General features: G+C 68.2%; 13 protein-coding genes and 1 pseudogene. 10 read left to right on the top strand and 4 right to left on the bottom strand.

The genetic code is table 11. From position 1 onward, the window contains the following. The first annotated feature begins 121 nt into the window (after window positions 1–121). The 7 genes from dnaK (at window position 122) to CA982_RS04495 (ending at window position 7,190) form a co-directional block, all read left to right on the top strand. Window positions 122–1,966: a molecular chaperone DnaK gene (gene dnaK / locus CA982_RS04525; RefSeq protein WP_086534166.1), complete on the top strand. Its 1,845-nt coding sequence runs from the start codon at window positions 122–124 to the stop codon at window positions 1,964–1,966. Further along, entirely contained in the window at window positions 1,963–2,595 is a 633-nt protein-coding gene (gene grpE, locus CA982_RS04520; RefSeq protein ID WP_086534165.1) for a nucleotide exchange factor GrpE, read from the top strand. The genes dnaK and grpE overlap by 4 nt, the downstream gene beginning before the upstream one ends. A 108-nt stretch (window positions 2,596–2,703) precedes the next feature. After that, window positions 2,704–3,906 carry a molecular chaperone DnaJ gene (gene dnaJ / locus CA982_RS04515; protein ID WP_086534164.1) on the top strand — a complete coding sequence of 401 codons (1,203 nt, stop codon included), beginning with the start codon at window positions 2,704–2,706 and terminating at the stop codon, window positions 3,904–3,906. Window positions 3,907–3,909: 3 nt separating this feature from the next. Next, complete coding sequence (locus CA982_RS04510) at window positions 3,910–4,305, top strand: heat shock protein transcriptional repressor HspR (protein ID WP_086534340.1); 396 nt, start codon at window positions 3,910–3,912, stop codon at window positions 4,303–4,305. A 123-nt stretch (window positions 4,306–4,428) separates the two neighbouring features. Next, window positions 4,429–4,896 (top strand): SRPBCC family protein, encoded by a 468-nt coding sequence (locus tag CA982_RS04505; RefSeq protein WP_086534163.1) that lies wholly within the window; start codon window positions 4,429–4,431, stop codon window positions 4,894–4,896. Between the two features lie 15 nt (window positions 4,897–4,911). Continuing rightward, the gene (locus CA982_RS04500) at window positions 4,912–6,015 is read left to right on the top strand and encodes a hypothetical protein (protein WP_086534162.1); all 1,104 of its coding nucleotides are present in this window, start codon (window positions 4,912–4,914) and stop codon (window positions 6,013–6,015) included. A gap of 98 nt (window positions 6,016–6,113) precedes the next feature. Then, window positions 6,114–7,190 carry a hypothetical protein gene (locus CA982_RS04495; protein ID WP_086534161.1) on the top strand — a complete coding sequence of 359 codons (1,077 nt, stop codon included), beginning with the start codon at window positions 6,114–6,116 and terminating at the stop codon, window positions 7,188–7,190. 51 nt (window positions 7,191–7,241) lie between these two features. Here the strand turns inward: CA982_RS04495 and CA982_RS04490 are convergent. Next, window positions 7,242–8,405, bottom strand: a pseudogene (locus CA982_RS04490) (FAD-binding oxidoreductase); the annotation flags it as partial. 123 nt (window positions 8,406–8,528) lie between these two features. On the opposite strand from CA982_RS04490, the gene CA982_RS04485 reads away from it, so the two are divergent. After that, a complete protein-coding gene (locus tag CA982_RS04485; protein WP_086534339.1) occupies window positions 8,529–9,662 on the top strand; it encodes an amidohydrolase family protein in 1,134 nt (377 codons plus the stop codon). Between the two features lie 4 nt (window positions 9,663–9,666). Here CA982_RS04485 and CA982_RS04480 read toward each other — a convergent pair whose 3' ends face one another. Further along, a complete protein-coding gene (locus tag CA982_RS04480; RefSeq protein WP_086534159.1) occupies window positions 9,667–10,683 on the bottom strand; it encodes a serine/threonine-protein kinase in 1,017 nt (338 codons plus the stop codon). Window positions 10,684–10,745: 62 nt separating this feature from the next. Then, window positions 10,746–11,171 carry a nitroreductase/quinone reductase family protein gene (locus CA982_RS04475; protein ID WP_086534338.1) on the bottom strand — a complete coding sequence of 142 codons (426 nt, stop codon included), beginning with the start codon at window positions 11,169–11,171 and terminating at the stop codon, window positions 10,746–10,748. 85 nt (window positions 11,172–11,256) lie between these two features. On the opposite strand from CA982_RS04475, the gene CA982_RS04470 reads away from it, so the two are divergent. After that, window positions 11,257–12,621: an FAD-binding oxidoreductase gene (locus CA982_RS04470; RefSeq protein ID WP_086534158.1), complete on the top strand. Its 1,365-nt coding sequence runs from the start codon at window positions 11,257–11,259 to the stop codon at window positions 12,619–12,621. Here the strand turns inward: CA982_RS04470 and CA982_RS04465 are convergent. Continuing rightward, complete coding sequence (locus tag CA982_RS04465) at window positions 12,569–13,756, bottom strand: GGDEF domain-containing protein (RefSeq protein WP_086534337.1); 1,188 nt, start codon at window positions 13,754–13,756, stop codon at window positions 12,569–12,571. The genes CA982_RS04470 and CA982_RS04465 overlap by 53 nt on opposite strands. 451 nt (window positions 13,757–14,207) lie before the next feature. On the opposite strand from CA982_RS04465, the gene CA982_RS04460 reads away from it, so the two are divergent. Further along, a complete protein-coding gene (locus tag CA982_RS04460; protein ID WP_004022360.1) occupies window positions 14,208–15,119 on the top strand; it encodes a LysR family transcriptional regulator in 912 nt (303 codons plus the stop codon). The last annotated feature ends 390 nt before the right edge of the window (window positions 15,120–15,509 follow it).

The following is a 15,509-nucleotide window of genomic DNA, read 5'->3' as shown; positions in this document are numbered from 1 at the left end:
AGGACATGAGTCGGACGCACTGAAGTCCGGTCCCGCAGAGTTTCACCACGACATCCCCGCGGTCTCGAGACCTCGGGACAAGGACTCGGGTGCACACCCACAAACTAGGAGGAAGCCAAACATGTCTCGTGCTGTTGGAATCGACCTCGGTACCACCAACTCGGTGGTGGCCGTGCTCGAAGGCGGCGAGGCCGCCGTCATCGCCAACGCCGAAGGCGCACGGACCACCCCCTCGGTGGTCGCGTTCGCGCGTAACGGCGAGGTGCTGGTCGGCCAGCCCGCAAAGAACCAGGCGGTCACCAACGTCGACCGCACCATCCGCTCCGTCAAGCGCCACATGGGCGAAGGCGACTGGACCGTCGAGATCGACGACAAGAAGTACACCCCGCAGGAGATCAGCGCGCGCACGCTCATGAAGCTCAAGCGCGACGCCGAGTCGTACCTGGGTGAGGACGTGACCGACGCGGTCATCACCGTCCCGGCGTACTTCAACGACGCGCAGCGTCAGGCCACCAAGGAAGCCGGTCAGATCGCCGGCCTCAACGTGCTCCGGATCGTCAACGAGCCGACCGCGGCCGCCCTGGCCTACGGACTCGACAAGGGCGAGAAGGAACAGACCATCCTGGTCTTCGACCTCGGTGGCGGTACCTTCGACGTCTCGCTGCTCGAGATCGGCGACGGCGTGGTCGAGGTCCGTGCGACCTCCGGTGACAACCACCTCGGTGGTGACGACTGGGATCAGCGCGTCGTCGACTGGCTCGTCGAGAAGTTCAAGAGCCAGAACGGCATCGACCTGACCAAGGACAAGATGGCCCTGCAGCGTCTCCGTGAGGCCGCCGAGAAGGCCAAGATCGAACTCTCGAGCTCGCAGAGCACCTCGATCAACCTGCCCTACATCACCGTCGACGCCGACAAGAACCCGCTGTTCCTCGACGAGCAGCTCTCGCGCAGCGAGTTCCAGAAGATCACCTCTGATCTGCTGGAGCGCACCCGCGCACCGTTCCAGGCGGTCATCAAGGATGCGGGCATCTCCGTCGGCGACATCGACCACGTCGTGCTCGTCGGTGGTTCGACCCGTATGCCGGCCGTCACCGACCTGGTGAAGGAACTGACCGGTGGACGCGAGCCCAACAAGGGCGTCAACCCGGACGAGGTCGTCGCCGTCGGCGCCGCACTGCAGGCCGGTGTGCTCCGCGGTGAGGTCAAGGACGTGCTGCTGCTCGACGTCACCCCGCTCTCCCTCGGTATCGAGACCAAGGGTGGCGTGATGCACAAGCTGATCGAGCGCAACACCACCATCCCGACCAAGCGTTCGGAGACCTACACGACGGCCGAGGACAACCAGCCGTCGGTGCAGATCCAGGTCTATCAGGGTGAGCGTGAGATCGCCTCGCACAACAAGCTGCTCGGCAGCTTCGAGCTCGGCGGCATCGCTCCCGCACCGCAGGGTGTCCCGCAGATCGAGGTGACCTTCGACATCGACGCCAACGGCATCGTGCACGTCACCGCGAAGGACAAGGGCACCGGCAAGGAGAACTCGATCCGCATCCAGGACGGTTCCGGCCTGAGCAAGGACGAGATCGACCGCATGATCAAGGACGCGGAGGCTCACGCCGACGAGGACCGCAAGCGCCGCGAGGAGGCCGAGACCCGCAACCAGGCGGAGTCGCTGGTCCACCAGACCGAGAAGTTCCTCAAGGAGAACGAGGACAAGGTTCCGGCGGAGCTGAAGGAGAAGGTCGAAGCGGCCGTCGCCGGAGCGCAGGAAGCGCTCAAGGGCAACGACACCGCGGCGATCAAGTCCGCGATCGAGAAGCTGTCGGAGGAGTCGCAGGCCCTCGGCCAGGCGATCTACGCCAACGCCGCTGCCGAGTCCCCCAACGGTGAGTCCGCCGCGGCCGACAGCGATCCCGACGTCGTCGACGCCGAGGTCGTCGACGAAGCCGACTCGAAGGAGAACAAGTGACCGCAGGAGCCCATTCGGCGAATGGGTCCGGCGAGGAGCCGGTGACGGTGACCGACCGTCGTCGCATCGACCCGGAGACGGGTGAGGTGCGCGACGAGCCGGCCGCCGGCCCCGGCCCGGCCGATGCCGGACCGGTCGTCGACGAGCAGACCAGTGACGAGCAGCAGGCGGACGGGGCAGCCGGCGAACCGGATGCCCGGGTCGCCGAACTGACCGCCGACCTGCAGCGCGAACGAGCCCAGTTCGCCAACTTCCGGCGGCGTGCCGCCGAGGAGAAGCAGGGCTCGGTCGCCTACGGCAAGCAGATCCTGATCGACAAGCTGCTCCCGATCATCGACGACCTCGACCGTGCCCGCGAGCACGGCGACCTCGACAGCGGTCCGCTGCGTTCGGTCGCCGACAAGCTGACCGGTGTGCTGGCCGCCGAAGGTCTCGTGGCCTTCGGTGCGGCGGGTGACGAGTTCGATCCCGAACTCCACGAAGCCGTGCAGCACGACGGCACCGGGGCACATCCGGTGATCGGATCGGTGTACCGATGCGGCTACCGCCTGGGCGAGAAGGTGATCCGCACCGCGATGGTGACGGTCACCGATCCCGCTCCCGCGGGCGACGCACCCGGTGCACAATAGAACGACCGCCGACCCTGAGGTGCGAGGAGCGCGAACCGCGAGCCTCGCACCTCAGGTTCTTCCCAAGACATTCATCCAGACAACAGAACTCAAAGGAGGTGACGTCTGGTGGCACCACAACGTGAGTGGTTAGAACACGACTTCTACAAGGACCTGGGCGTTGCTTCTGACGCTTCGGCTGAAGAGATCAAGAAGGCCTATCGCAAGCTCGCGCGCGAGCTGCATCCGGATGCCAATCCGGGTGACACCGCGGCCGAGGAGCGCTTCAAGCGGGTGTCCGAAGCCCACAGCGTGCTCGGCGACGCCGAGAAGCGCAAGGAATACGACGAGACGCGCGCCATGTTCGCCGGCGGACGATTCCGCGGCGGCGGCAACGGCTTCCCGGGCGGCTTCCCCGGTGGGGGAAACACCTACACCACCGGCGGCGGTAACGACTTCGACCTCGGCGACCTGTTCGGCGGGGCGCAGACCGGCGGCGGCGGAGGCGGTTTCGGCGACATCTTCGACGGACTGTTCAACCGCGGCGGCGGAACGCAACGTACTTCGACGGCAAGCAGGCCGCGTCGTGGCAAGGACCTCGAGACCGAGACGACGCTCTCGTTCTCCGACGCCGCGCTCGGCACGACCGTCCCTCTCCGGGTGACCAGCCCGTCGCCCTGCACCACCTGCCACGGTTCGGGCGCCAAGCCCGGAACGAGCCCGCGGGTGTGTGCGAACTGCAACGGCTCCGGGTTCGTGAGCCGCAATCAGGGCGCATTCGGTTTCAGTGAGCCCTGCCAGGACTGCCAGGGCACCGGTTCGCGGATCGACGATCCGTGCACCGACTGCGACGGCAGCGGCGTGAAGGTCCGCGCGCGCACCATCAACGTGCGGATACCCGCCGGCGTCGAGGACGGACAACGCATCCGGCTCGCCGGACAGGGCGAGGCCGGCCGACGTGGCGCCCCGTCGGGCGACCTCTACGTCGTCGTGCACGTGACCCCGCACAAGCACTTCACCCGCAGCGGCAACGACCTTCGGGTGCAGCTGCCGGTGCGGATCTCCGAACTCGTTCTCGGAGCGACGGTCTCGGTTCCGACATTGGAGGGATCGGTCGGGGTGAAGATCCCGCCGAACACCACCGACGGCCGCACGCTGCGCGTGCGCGGTCGCGGGGTGCCCAAGCGCTCCGGCGGAGCGGGCGACCTGCTCGTCACCGTGAAGGTCGCGGTTCCGAACAAGCTCGACGAGGCCGCGGTCGAGGCGATGCGCGCCTACGACCAGGCCGAGCGGGCAAGCGGTTTCGATCCGCGGGCGGACTGGGGGCGATGAGTGATGGCCGGTGCGAACTTCGAGGCCGACGGCGCGACGTTTCTGATCTCGGTGGCCGCCGAACTCGCCGGAATGCACGCGCAGACCCTGCGGACCTATGACCGGCTGGGGCTGGTCACCCCACAGCGGACGAGTGGCGGCGGTCGCCGCTACTCGTCCCGCGACGTCGAACTGCTGCGGGAGATCCAGCGTCTCTCGCAGGAGGAGGGCGTCAACCTCGCGGGCATCAAGCGCATCATCGACCTGAGCAATCAGGTCGAGGCGCTCCAGCATCGTGTCCGCGAACTCACCGACGAGGTGCAGGCGTCGCGGACCCGGCGAGGCGGCGAACTCGTGCCCGTGCCGCGTACCAACGCCCTCGTCGTGTGGCAGCCGCGACGCAAGCGCACCACCGACTGACCACCCACCCATATCTCCGACACACACCACCAGCCGCCGGGCCCGACACATGATCAGGCCCGGCGTCGTGGTGTCCGGACGCGGTTTCGACGCGAGCCCGCGGACGTGCGTAACGTTGACCGCATGGCTTCTGAACCCGTCACCACCGTCGACTCCGGGCCGCACAAGGTCTCCCGTCGGGTCGTCGTGAACGCCCCGGCCGCCGATGTCTTCGCGCTCGTGTCGAACCCCCATCGGCATCCCGAGCTCGACGGCTCCGGCACGGTGCGCGACACCCCGGTGAGCGGTCCCGAGACGCTGACCCGCGGGGCGCGTTTCAGTGTCGGGATGAAGCAGTACGGCGTGCCCTACAAGATCACCTCGACCGTCACCGACTTCGAACCCGGGCGGGTCGTCGAGTGGCAGCATCCGATGGGCCACCGCTGGCGATGGGAGCTCGAGTCGACCTCGCCGACCACCACGGCCGTCACCGAGACCTTCGACTACTCGACGCTCCGGGTACCGAAGATCATGGAACTCATCGGCTACGACAAGAAGAACGGCAAGGGGATAGAAGGCACCCTCCGGGCGCTCGCGGCCCGGTTCGCCTGAACGCGCCGACCGCCGATGGACTCCTCCGCCGGTCACACACCCGAGCCCGGTTCCCCGGATGAACCCGTCGTCGTCCTCGGTGTCGTCGCCGCGCCGGGCCAGGCCATCGGTCTCGCCCGCAAGCTGGTCGAGGCCGATCTGACCGACCACATCCAGACGACCTTTCCCGGCGCCCGCTGGCAGCTCGAGCTCCTCGAGGCCGGCGTCGTCCAACCACCGGCCGGTGACGCCGAGATCGTCGACGCCACCAGAGACCTTCTGCTCGAACACGAATGGGATCTGGTGCTCTGTCTGACCGACCTGCCGCTGCACGTCGGCAAACGCCCGGTCGTGGCGCATGCCAACGCGGTGCACGGCGTCGCGGTCCTCTCGGTGCCGGCACTCGGCGCGACCGGAGTACGGCAACGGGCACGCGGGATCATCACCGGACTCGTCGGGCAACTCCTCGGCGCCGACGCCGACGACCTCCGCGAACACCAGAAGTCGCCGGCGCGGTCGGCGCTCCGCCATCGCGTCCGGCAGCTCGGGACCGACGTCGACGAGGCGGGCACCGCCTTCACCGCACGTGTGCTGACCGGGAACCTGCGTCTGCTCACCGGCATGGTGCGCGCCAACCGCCCGTGGCGGCTGGCGCTCGGCCTCAGCCGCGCACTCACCGGGGCGATCGCGGCCGGGGTCTTCGCGCTGGTGACCGCCGACATCTGGTTGCTCGCAGACACTTTCGGCGGGATCCGGTTGACCGGGGTCGCGCTCGGCTCGATCATCGCCATCACCGCGACGCTGATCATCGGGGCCGACCTCTGGGAACGGGGGAGTTCCCGTCAGACGCGAGAACAGGTGGCGCTGTTCAACATCGTCACCGTGATCACGGTGGTGCTCGGCGTCGCCGCCTTCTACGCGGCGCTGTTCGTCCTGTCCGCGATCGGCGCGCTCTGCCTGGTGGTGCCGCAGGTCTTCGGTGCGACGCTCGACCACCCGGCCGGCTTCACCGATTACCTGGAGGTCGCCTGGCTGACCTGTTCACTCGCCACCGTCGGCGGAGCACTGGGCGCGGGCCTGGAAACCGACGAGGCGGTCCGCGACGCGGCCTACACCCAGCATCCCGCCGAACCGATCTGAGCGGTCCGCCGGGCACAGCCGGGTGTACGGTGTCCGCCCCCCAGCCGCTAGGCTTGCGGGTCAGAACGCCACAGCAGGTCGGCGACGGGAGGTGAACCATGTCCGAGGTACCGGGGAACGGTCCGATGCCAGGGTTCGTGGTCCTGGGTATCTCCGTCGTCGACGACCAGATCAGTTCGGTGGTCCGGGACGCGGACGGACACATCCTGGCGAGCAACCTCGTAGATCTCCCCGATGCATCGGCCGCCGGTGCCGAGGCCGCAATCGTCGAACTCGTCGATTCGGTCCCCGTCGAGGTCGACCGGATCGGCATCTCGGCGTCGCGCGCCGACGTCCGCGACCACCTGGCCCGCGTCTTCGCGCCGGGCGCGGGCACCGGGCCGTCCTGGTCGGGCAAGGTCGTCGTCACCGGGTACGCCGCTGCTCTCGCCGAGATCGCGTGCACCCATTCGCCGCGCGGTGGGGTGGTGGCCGTCGTCGACCTCGACCGCAACGCCGCGCCCGCGGCCGGCACCACCCTCGCCACCGTCGACACCGCGTCCGGCGCGGTCCTCGGCACCGCGGACTTCACGCCGGGCCAGGTCGCCTCGGTGACCGACCCCGACGCGGCGTCGCAGCTCGCGACGGCCGTCACCAGGCTGCCTCGTGGTCGCGACGTCACCTCGGTGATCGTGGTCGGGCCCGGTGCCCAGCTCCCCGGGATCGCGCCGGCGTTCGAGTACGCGTCGCAGCGCCCGGTGACGGTTGCGGACAATCCGTCGCTCGCCTCCGCGCTCGGCGCGGCCGACGCCGCGGTGGTCGCGCCGGCCGGCCCCGCGGTCGCCGCCCGGACGTCGACCGGTCGCCGATGGTGGTTCGTCGGCGCTGCGATCGGTGCCGCCGTCTTCCTCGGCGCCGTCGGGATCACGTTGATCCTCACCGCCGAGTCGACCATCGCCGAGCCCGCGCCCGTCACGGTGACCGAGACGCCGGCGGCGGTCACCTCGACCGAGCAGGCGACGGTCACCGAGACCGAGACCGAGACCAGCGTCCGTACGACGACGGTCACGCGAACTCCCCGCCCCGTCACGCGGACGGAGACGGTCACCGAGTCGGCTCCCGAGACGTACACCGTGACCGAGACGGAAACGGTCACGGCTCCGGCCGCCGGTGAGCCGAGCCTCGAAGTCCCCTGAGCCGCAACCGTTCGAAGCGATCCGGGTGGCCCCGGCCTGGACCGATGCGGTCTAGAACACGGGGTCGTGCTGGATTCGGCTGGCCCGCACGCCGGCGATGATGAGGGTGCGCCGGGTGTTCTCGATCATCTGCGGTGAGCCCGCGATCAGCACCTGGTGGTCCTCCCAGTCGCCCGACCGGACCACCACGTCGGCCAGCGTGCCGATCTCGTGGTCGACACCGAGTTCGGCGGGCGTCGCCACCGCGTTGATCCACCACGGATCGGTCTGCTCCTGGGACACGGCGGTGACGCGCAGCCACGGATTGGTCGACGCGATGCGGCGCAGCACCGTCAGGTCATACAGTTCGCCCGGATAGCGCATCCCATAGAAGATGTGCGTCTCCGGCGAATCCACGCGGGCGGACATCTCGATCAGCAGTGCCCGCAGCGGCGCGAGCCCGGTGCCGCCGGCGACCATCAGGACCTTGCTGCCGCGGTCGACATGCAACGTGCCGTGGCCCTGGGCGAGGGTCCACACGTCGCCGACGCTGGTCTCGCTCACGATCGCGGTGCTCACCGTGCCCCGGGGGACCGCGCGGACGTGGAACTCCAGCTCACCCGCCGGGTTGGGCGGGATGGCCGGCGAGAGATTGCGCCACTGCTTGGGCCACTGCGGGGTGTGCACCTCGAGGTACTGGCCTGCGTTGAACGTGAGCGGCGAATGCGCGAGAAGCCGGACGACCGCCAGGTCGCGGGTGATGCGGTACTTCTCGACGACTTCGGCGGTCCAGCGCGCAGGGTGGGTCGCGCTCTCGGCCGCGCCTCGCATCACCCCGGTCACCAGCATCATCGCCTGCGAGATGGTCTGCTCGGTCTCGGCGTCCCAGTAGCCGGCCATGAGGCTGCTGAACTCGCCCATCAGCGCCGCGTACATCACGTGATAGTGCTCGGGTTCGACCCCGAACTTGCGATGGTCGCGACCGAGCTGCGCGAGGAACTCCACGAGTTCGGCGTGGCCGGACTCGGCCGGGATCGCTTCGAGGACATGATCGATGACGCGATGGAAGGCGACCCGCTGGGCGGCCATCGACACACCGAACAGGTCGCGCAGGTCGGGGTCGATCGCGAACATGCGGGTGTAGACGTTGGTGACGAACCGGTCGGGGTCTCGATTGACAGCCGTCCGCAGCTGATGCAGCGCATGGCGCGAATGTGTCGCCATATCGAAAAGATCACACCTCCGTCGCGACTCGTGTCCCCACCCGGTTCAAGAGACCCACACTAGTCCTTCGACACGGCACAATTCAGGATCCGGCATCCCATGTCGGGCAGTGACGAGGTGTGGCAAGGTACGGGGATGACGTCCCTCGAAGGGGTCCTCACGGGCATCGTTGATGCCCATGTGCAGCACTGGAACCCGCGGCGTACCCCGTGGGCGGCCACGCGGGCGTCGAGGTTGTACGGGTTCGTCCCCACCCTGGGCGACCGGGTGTTCCCCCTCGTGGTGTCGCGCGCCGACCGGGAGTACATCCTGACTCCGCGCACCGTTGCCCGGGCCTACGAGCCGCGGCAGTACGCCACCGACGCGGCGCTGGTCCCGACCGTCGTGGGGGTGCCGATCGACACCGTGGTCCACGTCGAGTCGCATTGGCGCCGCGAGGTCACCGACGCCACCGGCCCCCCGGTGGACAGCACCGCGGTGGAGGAGACGCGCTATCTGGAGAGTCTGCCGTTCGGCCAGGCCGGTACCCCACGTCTCGGTGCCGTCATCTCGCACGGCGACCCGCGCACCCGCACGTTCGCGGACATGCTCGACGAGCAGTTCGCGGCCTCCCCGCGGTTCCGCGGTATCCGCATCGTCGCATCGCGGCATCCCGATCCGCGCGTCCGCGACGGCGGGGACACCGACAATCTGCTGTCCTCGACGGCGTTCCTGGAGGGGTTCGCCGAACTCGCGAGCCGCGAGCTCGTCTTCGAGGCCTCGGTCTACTCACACCAGCTCTACGACGTCATCCTGCTGGCCAGGGAGTATCCCGACACGACGATCATCCTCGACCACTTCGGCATACCGGCCGGGGTCTTCGGTCCCGTGGGTGTCCGCACCGGCGCGACAGCCGCTGCGCGCGCGGACATCTGGCGGCTGTGGCGGGAGCGGATGACGACCCTCGCGACCTACCGCAACGTGGTGGTCAAGCTATCCGGCCTGGCAATGCCGATTCTCGGTTACGGCCACGAACGCTGGGGCAACATCGGCGGCCAGGCCACCCTCGCCGAGATGATCGGTCCCTTCGTCGAGCATGTCATCACCCACTTCGGGTCCGACCGCATCATGTTCGGGTCCAACTACCCGATCGACCGGCCCAACGCCGCCGTCGACGTCCTCGTGGGCGCGCTCGTCGACTGCGTCTCCCAGTGGGGCTCGGAGGCCTTGCGAAAGGTGCTCCGCGACACAGCGGTTCGCGTGTACGCCATCGACGGTCCGACGCGCTGAGCGCTCAGCGGGTCCGAGTCCACCACGTCGAACGCCGCGACGGCTCCGGCACGGGCACGTCGCGCATGAGGCGGGTCAGGATCTCCACCAGCGCCGTGCACGAGGGGTACCGGTCCGCGGGATCCTTCGCCAGCGCCTTGGCGAAGATCGAGTTCGTCGCCGACGGCAGCCAGGGGCGGCGCCGGGTGAGTTTCGGCGGGTCGTCGTTGAGGTGCGCGTAAGTGATCGCGAAGGCGGTGTTGCGTGGATACGGCGGTGTGCCGGTGATGAGTTCGACGAGGGTGCAGGCGAATGCGTAGAAATCGGTTGCCGGCGTGAGTTTTTGAGCCTGCAGGAGTTCCGGCGAGGCATAACCGATGGAGCCCTGGACGCGACCGTTGCGGGCGAGCGGCCGCGTGTCGTCGAGGAATTGGGCGATCCCGAAGTCCGAGAGGTAGGCGTCGACGGGGCTGGTGCCGGCGGAATCGGCGCCGGGAGACTCGATGCCCGCCGGACGCGGGGTGCGGGAGAGCAGGATGTTCGCGGGTTTGACGTCGCGGTGCAGGATGTCCTGGGCGTGCGCGTAATCGAGGGCGTCGGCGATCTGTGTCGCCACGCGCAGGATGGTGCCCATGTCCGGCTCGTCGCCGCGCTCCGGGACGAGTGCGGTCGCGGCGGGTCCGCCGATGTACTGCATGGTGAGCCACATCGACGGCAGGTGTCGCGGACCGAGCGAGCCGCGCGGTGAGGTGATCTCGCCGTGCGAGAGCATGCGCACGATGTGCGGGTGGTCCAACAGCGACGCGATTCCGAACTCTCGCTCGAAGCGCTCGCGGACCCGCGCGTGATCGGACGCGTTCGGGTGCAGGACCTTCAGGGCGACCGGCCCATCGCACCGGTCGCGGTCCCCGGGTGGCACCGGCGACGGAGGCGCGTCGTCGTCGCCACGGGTGCGATGGACCCGGAACACATCCGCGCTCGCCCCGCCACCGAGTAAGTCGTCGATGGTGAAGCCGGCCACGCTCTCGCCAACCTCGAACACCCTGTCAGCGTAGATGCGTCGACGAACCGACGACGGGAACCGGCGCCGTCACCCAGCCGGTGTCAGCGACTCGGTGTCAGGCGGAAGATCGGGAACCGTCGTCCCTGCGCGGTCTCGGTGTACTTCAGGAACTGCTCGGAGGCCTCGATGAACTTCTGCCACGCCGGTTCCCAGTCGTCACCCTCGACTTCGCTCACGGCGGCGTCGAGACGCTCGACGCCGTCCTCCGACGGTGCCTCCACGGCGACCGAGTCGGGATGGGCACGGAGATTGTGCACCCAGGCCGGGGCTTTCGGTGAGCCCGCGAAGGACCCGATGACCAGCCAGCTGTCCCCGTCGGGAAGGGCGAACAGCGGACTGATCCGCGGCTCGGCGGACTTGGCGCCCAGCGTGTGCAACAGCACGAGATTCTTGCCGAAGCCGGCGGTTTCGACATGCCCGTTGTTGGATCGGAACTCGTTGATGACGGTCGCATTGAAATCGTTCACGACGCCCATTGTCCCGGTAGGGGTCGCGTCCGGCCATGTATCAAACTGAAACCGTGGTCGTCGGCCCGGCGAATACTCTGAACAGATGAGTGCCGACCCGAGTTCGCTGGCCGATTCCCTCCCCGACGGCATGGTGGTCACCGACGCCGACATCCTCGCCGGATACCGGCAGGACCGCGCCGCCGACCCGACGGCGGGCACTCCGCTGGCATTGGTGCGGCCGACGACCACCGAGCAGGTGCAGAACACCGTCCGCTGGTGCGCGGCGAACGGTGTCCCGATCATCACGCGGGGTGCCGGCACCAGCCTGTCCGGTGGATCGACGGCGGTGGACGGCGCGATCATGCTCTCCACCGAGAAGATGCGCGACATCGCGGTCGACCCGGCGACGCGGACCGCGGTCGTCCAGCCCGGCCTGTTCAACGCGGAGGTGAAGGCGGCGGCCTCGGCGCACGGGCTCTGGTATCCGCCGGATCCGTCGTCGTTCGAGATCTGCTCGATCGGCGGGAACGTCGCCACCAACGCCGGCGGGCTGTGCTGCGTGAAGTACGGCGTCACCACGGACTACGTCCTGGGTCTGGAGGTGGTGCTCGCCGATGGTCGTGCGGTCCGGGTCGGCGGCAAGCAGCTCAAGGACTCCGCGGGCCTGCCACTGACCAAACTGTTCGTCGGCAGCGAGGGGCTCCTGGGGATCATCACCGAGGTGACGCTCCGACTGCTGCCGCCGCAGGGGCCGGCCAGCACCGTCGTCGGGGTGTTCGGTTCGGTGCACGAGGCCAGTCGGGCCGTCCTGGCGGTCACCGCCGAGATCCGTCCGGCGATGCTGGAGTTCATGGACTCGGTCGCCATCAACGCTGTCGAGGACCTGATGCGGATGGGCCTCGACCGGGAGGCCGGTGCCCTTCTCGTCGCCCAGTCCGACGCCCCGGGCGCCGCCGGTGCGGCTGAGGTCGAGTTCATCCAGAAGGCATTCGAGAGCAACGGGGCGGGGGAGGTCTTCGCGACCGACGACCCCACCGAGGGCGAGGCGTTCACCGCGGCCCGTCGCGCGGCGATCCCGGCCGTGGAGAAGCTGGGGTCGTTGTTGCTCGAGGACGTCGGTGTTCCCCTGCCGTCCCTGCCCGCCCTCATCGACGGCGTCGCGGAGATCGCGGCCGGCAATCGGGTCATGATCTCGGTGATCGCCCACGCCGGCGACGGCAACACCCATCCGCTGATCGTCTTCGACCCCGCCGACCCCGACGAGGCGGAGCACGCGCAGGTCGCGTTCGGGCAGATCATGGATCTCGCGATCGAGCTGGGCGGGACCATCACCGGTGAGCACGGGGTGGGTCGCCTGAAGAAGGGCTGGCTGCCCGACCAGGTGGGCTCGGACGTCATGGAACTGACGGCGCGGATCAAGCAGGCTCTCGACCCCGACGGTCTGCTGAACCCGGGCGTGCTCCTGTAGTCGGTCCGAACGCCGAGCGGCCCGCGACCACGTATCGGCCGCGCCCTGCGGCCTTGGCGTCGAACAGCGCCTCGTCGGCGACCTCGAACTCGTGCCGGATGAACGCATCGGCGTCGTCGGACGACATGTGGCCGCCCGGGGTGACACCGACGGCGATGCCCAGACTGATCGAGGCCGTCGCACCGGCGCGGGTCGTGATGCCCTGCGTGCGGATGCATTCGGCGAGAGCGCTTACCGAGGCCTCGTCCGCGAGCGTCGCGATCGCGAACTCGTCGCCGCCGAGCCGCGCGACGACGGCGCGTTCGTCCGTGGCGCCCTGGAGTATCTCGGCGACCCGCTGCAGGACGTCGTCGCCGGTCGCGTGGCCGTGCTCGTCGTTGATGCCCTTGAACCGATCGACATCGGCGGTGACCAGTGCGAACGGGACTGCGGGGTTACGGCGGAGCATCGTGGTGGCCGCGTACACGAAGCCACGGCGATTCAACAGCCCGGTGAGTGAATCGGTATTCGCCATGATGAGCTGATGTTTCAGCGAACGCTGGAAATCGGATGTATAGCTGCGATGGAGAGCCGTCGTCCCATTGGTCACGACCAACAGCGCGAGCGTCGTGAACAGGACATTCGTCAGCGGAGTTCCCTCGGACCACGAGAGGATTCCCAGAGCGCCCACGGCAATACTCGAGTAGATCATGTGCGCGTACGCGACCGCGCTACGCACGAAATGGGCCACATAAGAGCCGATCACCGCAAAGATCGCTGCGCAGAACTGGGCCAGGATGACATCACTGATGGCAAGCAGGGCGATGGTGAGAACAGCGTCGGCCCACAGGACGAATGCGGTGTTGAATCCCCGGACCGAGGACTGTTTGGTCCACCAGATCACGCCGAGATGTACCCGGCTGACGACGAATGCCATCGGGATCGTGGACACGACGACGATGCCGAGCGCGATCGAGCGGGGGACGGAACCCTGCGTGCCGCTCGGGGTGAAGAGTGCGATGGTCCCGAGCATCCCGCAGACCGCGACCAGCACGGCAATGGTGAAGCGAACATGCCACTCGCGCATCCGCACCTGTTTGAGGACGTGATCGGCGTCGTCGTAGAGGTCGCGATGGCCGGAGTTCTCGTCGGACACCGGACCGTGGCGAAGCGCCCGGAAACGTGCGGAAGGCCGCGCCTCGTTCCCCTCACGTTCCAGGTACCCGATGGCGACGTCCTCTTTCCCGGTCGTGATGCGCGTACACGCGCCCGTGTGCAGCGACGAAAAGTCGCCGAACACTCGTTACGGAGTTTAGAGGACGATTAAAGATCGTTTCGTCTCGAATTCGGCGATATGACCCGACGGAGCGAAAGATGTAAGAATCGCAGAATCGCCGTCGATCTGATGCGCGCTGAGACGGTCGTGCCAATCGGGCCCGATCAGCCGCTTCCTGCTGGGGTCCTCCCGTCCCCTCCGCGGGAGGGACCCCAGCAGGTAGTCCGAATGCGATGTGGCCGGCGCGAACCCGGCCTCGCAGAATTCAGCATATGGTCTCGATGGTCAACCTACAATCACATCAATCGGGATAACTGACAGGAGATGGTTGATGAACGGTCCTGGGGACCCTGGACTACGCGATATCGACCTTCGGCGGCTGCGAATGTTCGTCGTCGTGATGGAGGCGCCGAGCCTTCGGGTCGCCGCGGATGACCTGTTCATCAGCCAGCAGGCGCTCTCCTCGGCCATTCGCGAGCTGGAGCGCCACCTCGGTGTCGAGCTCTTCTCGCGGTCGCGTCGAAGCCTCACGCCGACCCCCGCCGGGGAAGCGCTCTACCGCGGCGCGGTTCCGTTGCTGGCCGGCGGCGAGCAACTCGCGACGCAGGTGCGGCGCGTCGACGCCGGGTCGCCGGCCCCCTTCGTCATCGGCCACGCACCGGACCTGGCCTCCTCCGAGGTCTTCCGCATCATCGAACCGGTGGTCCTCGCCGACCCATCGGTGCCGATCACCGTGCGGCCGGTCTTCGCCGAACTCATCCGCGACGAGCTGTTGTCCGGGGCGATCGACATGGCTCTCGGTCGTGGTGTCGCGGCGCCGCCGGACATGGCGACGACCATCGCGACGCAGCACGAACTGCGCCTGGCGGTGCGTGCCGACCATCCGCTCGCCGCGCACGACCGGGTCGACATGGCCGACCTGGCCGGATACGAGATCGTGGTGTGGGGTCCCGAGCACGAGTACGAGTACACCGACATCCTCGTCGGTATGTGCCGGCGCGCCGGGTTCGAACCGCGGATCATCCTCTCGACGCTGCTGGGCACGCCCCCGCACACCGCGGTGATCGCACACCCCGACGCGTGTGCCTTCGTCACCAACGAACCCGGCTGGATCTACGTCAACCGCATCCGCATCGTCGAGTTCACCGACCCGCCGTTCGCGCCCGTCCGCGCCATGTGGCTGCCCAACACGTCGTCGACCCTGCGGCGCCAGATCCTCGCCGCTGCCGAGAACTCGCTCTGAGACAGACGGATGCCGTTCTCGCGGAACGGTTGCGCTCCCTGGGGAGGTTGCAACGACCGCAGGCGACTCACCTGTTCTCCGCTCCCTGAGGTGTGAGGAGCGCAAGCGACGCACTTGTCTCCGCTCCCTGAGGTGTGAGGAGCGCAAGCGACGCACGTGTCTCCGCTCCCTGAGGTGTGAGGAGCGCAAGCGACGCACGTGTCTCCGCTCCCTGAGGTGTGAGGAGCGCAAGCGACGAGCCACGAAGGGTTGGCGACAGACGCTGCGAAACCCTTCGTGACGCTCGCAATCTCGCTCCTCAGGGGGGTGACGCGCGCAAGCTCGCTCCTCAGGGGGGTGACGCGCGCAAGCTCGCTCCTCAGGGGGGCGGGGTGAGACGCTCTGCAAGCT

It is taken from the genome of Gordonia lacunae, from assembly GCF_002149015.1.
Classification (GTDB): domain Bacteria; phylum Actinomycetota; class Actinomycetes; order Mycobacteriales; family Mycobacteriaceae; genus Gordonia; species Gordonia lacunae.
This window is presented reverse-complemented; position numbering and strand designations above follow the sequence as displayed.

What these genes read in the sequence shown, in the direction of transcription:
- CA982_RS04500 (WP_086534162.1), top strand. Translation starts at nt 4,912, where the DNA reads ATGGACTCCTCCGCCGGTCACACACCCGAGCCCGGTTCCCCGGATGAA.
- CA982_RS04470 (WP_086534158.1), top strand. Translation starts at nt 11,257, where the DNA reads ATGAGTGCCGACCCGAGTTCGCTGGCCGATTCCCTCCCCGACGGCATG.
- CA982_RS04495 (WP_086534161.1), top strand. Translation starts at nt 6,114, where the DNA reads ATGTCCGAGGTACCGGGGAACGGTCCGATGCCAGGGTTCGTGGTCCTG.
- CA982_RS04460 (WP_004022360.1), top strand. Translation starts at nt 14,208, where the DNA reads ATGAACGGTCCTGGGGACCCTGGACTACGCGATATCGACCTTCGGCGG.
- CA982_RS04485 (WP_086534339.1), top strand. Translation starts at nt 8,529, where the DNA reads ATGACGTCCCTCGAAGGGGTCCTCACGGGCATCGTTGATGCCCATGTG.
- CA982_RS04510 (WP_086534340.1), top strand. Translation starts at nt 3,910, where the DNA reads ATGGCCGGTGCGAACTTCGAGGCCGACGGCGCGACGTTTCTGATCTCG.
- CA982_RS04505 (WP_086534163.1), top strand. Translation starts at nt 4,429, where the DNA reads ATGGCTTCTGAACCCGTCACCACCGTCGACTCCGGGCCGCACAAGGTC.
- dnaK (WP_086534166.1), top strand. Translation starts at nt 122, where the DNA reads ATGTCTCGTGCTGTTGGAATCGACCTCGGTACCACCAACTCGGTGGTG.